This is a genomic window from Microcystis sp. M109S1 (assembly GCF_020247025.1).
Lineage (GTDB): Bacteria > Cyanobacteriota > Cyanobacteriia > Cyanobacteriales > Microcystaceae > Microcystis.
The window spans coordinates 1-2,962 of record NZ_JADBRW010000185.1 but is presented as its reverse complement, the minus strand read 5'-3'; the positions used below and the strand labels follow the sequence as shown (position 1 = coordinate 2,962).

General features: G+C 39.6%; 2 protein-coding genes. Both read left to right on the top strand.

Annotated elements, in window-relative coordinates; translation table 11 throughout:
- The first annotated feature begins 896 nt into the window (after positions 1–896).
- The gene (locus IM322_RS08995) at positions 897–1,838 is read left to right on the top strand and encodes a glycosyltransferase family protein (RefSeq protein WP_287676288.1); all 942 of its coding nucleotides are present in this window, start codon (positions 897–899) and stop codon (positions 1,836–1,838) included.
- 10 nt (positions 1,839–1,848) lie between these two features.
- Positions 1,849–2,757 carry a glycosyltransferase family protein gene (locus IM322_RS08990; RefSeq protein ID WP_287676287.1) on the top strand — a complete coding sequence of 303 codons (909 nt, stop codon included), beginning with the start codon at positions 1,849–1,851 and terminating at the stop codon, positions 2,755–2,757.
- The last annotated feature ends 205 nt before the right edge of the window (positions 2,758–2,962 follow it).

The following is a 2,962-nucleotide window of genomic DNA, read 5'->3' as shown; positions in this document are numbered from 1 at the left end:
TCCCCCATACAGAAATACTAAAAAATTAACAAAACCCTTACTGCAGGTCGCTTCTAAGAAAAAATTGACAAGCCGTCAATGGGGACATTTTCCCCTTGAAAATGGCTGTACCGTTGACTGTATCTGGAGTAGAGCGATGACCTAGAGTTGGCTGTACAGTGATCGCTAACCTTAATATAACAGATGGTGTCATTAATCTCTAGAGTCAGCGATTCACTCTGTAGTCATGTTTTTGATGGTTTTCTGCCCGGAAACAAGCTATAATGGTCGAAAGGTCAAATTTGAAAAATTTTGCCTCAAACCCTATCTGCGTAAGGATTTCAGGAGTTTGTAGCCAGTATTTAATTAGTATTACATTGCTTTAACTCAGGCTCTGTAAGACTTTTAGCCATAGCTAGTATATTTATACAAGGGAAGTTCAGCTATAACAGCCGAAAACCCTTATCCATCAATGGATGCACCCATTAACTTCTCTTGATGTACCCATGGAATTTGTAGCATTTCTTAATAGACAAAAATTCTCTCTATTTGCTAGAATAGTGGTCATGTATATAGAAAAAGTTCCTAACCGTAATTCACTTCTAGGGAAGTCCTAGAAATGCTGATTTGGTGGTGGAAATTTGGCACGATTTTATATTAGTTAATATTTGCCCTTATGCTTGCTATATAAGCTTATCAGACTACCACTACTTCGGATTTTGGGCATGATTAATTTCTCAAGGATAAAAAAACCTAGAAATCAGTTTTTAGGATGGGAAACAAGTTGAATATCGATTTTATTTCTCTTGAATTCCCACTCTTGACCTCTCAGCCTTCCAATCTTCCAGAAATTTTCCTTGTCGCCGGAGAACTATGATACAATGGCATCAAAAAATAGAGGAAAAAATTTTTTTATCATGGACAAAGTGTCAACACCAAGCCTATCAATTGTTATTCCCACTAGAGAGGGATTTACTGACCACTGGTTTAATGCGCTGACCGAGGTCAAGGGAGAAGTAGAATTTATCTTGGTTCATCCACCAGGAGCACCTAAGTATCCCACGTCCGACCCCAGGGTACAGCAAATAGTCAGTCCCTTGCGGGGAGAAATTATTCAACGTGCCACAGGTTTGATGAATGCGACAGCACCTTACACACTAACCATTAATTGTGATGAGTTTCTTCATCCCGATATCTTGACCATGGTTCTACAGTATTTCCAGCGATTTCCAGATAGCTGGGTGATGAGACTCTGTACTAAGCGATTTCAGTATGGGGAAACAAAAGAACTGACCGCTCCCTGGCAACCGCTGTCCCGGATAGAAGAACTGCCAGTGTGGGATAAAAGCTCCAAAAATCAGGATATACCCGCTCAAAGTGGCTACTTAAAGGAAATTCCCATCGTTCCTTTTGACAAAAGAAAGTTAGATTTGATGTGCTTTGTGCGCGAAAGAAAAGATCATCACGGCCCTCATACTGAAAATTTTGATAAAAAAGTCTGGCTCACTCAAATGGTACAGGCAACCTGTAAGGATATCGTTAGTTTATTACCATTAATGGGACCATTTAAGTATATTCCTTTTTGGTGTTTAGATCGTCTTTTGGGTTTATTTATTCAAGCTAAGTTTTTCGAGCAAGGCCAAGGGAAAATCATCGGTCATCTCATGCCATCTCCAGAACAGTTACGCATGGAAAACAATCCCCCCGAATATAGAAGACTAAATCGCTATGGTATTTTATCAGAAATTTTCCTAGTCAAGTGTTTTCCTCAGTATGGATATATGTGGAATCTGGTGATTACCAATCTCAGGGAAGTTCCCAAAAAATATGTACTTTATCGACTAGGAAAAGAGGGATAGTCAGCTAATCATGCTTAATTCACCAATTCTATCAATCGTTACTCCAACTCTGGGCAAATTTTCCGAATATTGGTTGCAACAACTTCTGGCAATTCAAGGGGAAGTAGAATTTATTTGGGTTTATCCTCCCGGAGCAGTTACCCCTTCCGTAGAAGACCCCAGAGTCAAAATTTTTCATAGTCTTTATCAGGGAGAAACGCCCCAGCGGTCCGTCGGTCTTCTCAATGCTTCCGGTCAATATGTGTTGGCTCTCGATGATGATGATTTCTTGCATCCCGATGTGGTTGCCTTAGCGAAAGATTACTTTCATAATTTTCCCCAAAGTTGGCTCTTACGTCTTTATAAGGAGAAAATTGATTATCTCGATGAGGAAAAAATTAAAGCTACCTGGCCGGAGCTACCCGCTATCAATCAGTTAAATGTCTCTAGAAAAAGACAAGATAAATACCAAGATTTAGTGGAAGTTCCCATCGCTCCCCTAGATAATCCTTTCGAGTTAAGACTAGCTTTATGGCCCTACGCCAAAAGAAAAGATATTCATGGCTGTCATCTGGAACCTTTCAATAATACTATTTGGAAAACAACCTTGGTGAAAGAAGCCTTAGATGATTTTGTCCGCAATATGAGGATAGGAGAAATTTTAACTTGGTTGCCTCTCTGGGGATTTGATAGAGCTTTAGGGTTATTTATCCAAGGGAAGTTTTTTCAAAAAGATATGTATATCGGTCATTGGATGCCCGAACCCAGTCAAATAAGATATATAGTCAGACCTTATTCCATGAAAAGCCCAAGAATTCTTTTTCCTTCCGATGCTTTACTGGTCAAGAGATTTCCCCAGTATGGTTATTTCTGGAATCTCTTTTTCGAGGAGTTATACAATGGCATCAAGACCAAAATCAAAAGTCTCTGGAAAGCATGACTAATTATTGTATTATACTTTACCAATCTCTTTTTATTTCCGAATCACTCAAGTCACCGAGATAGCAGGGTAATCGCACGTCGTTTTGTATAAAACGTAACAGACAGAGGTGACTGAATGTCATGCCTAGCAGGACGAGCTGATATAAGTTAATCTGAGAGGAAGCAAAAAGTTACATGGTGTAGCAGTTGAGCATGGCATCCGG

Coding starts and splice junctions, on each gene's coding strand:
- IM322_RS08995 (WP_287676288.1), top strand. CDS start 897: ATGGACAAAGTGTCAACACCAAGCCTATCAATTGTTATTCCCACTAGA.
- IM322_RS08990 (WP_287676287.1), top strand. CDS start 1,849: ATGCTTAATTCACCAATTCTATCAATCGTTACTCCAACTCTGGGCAAA.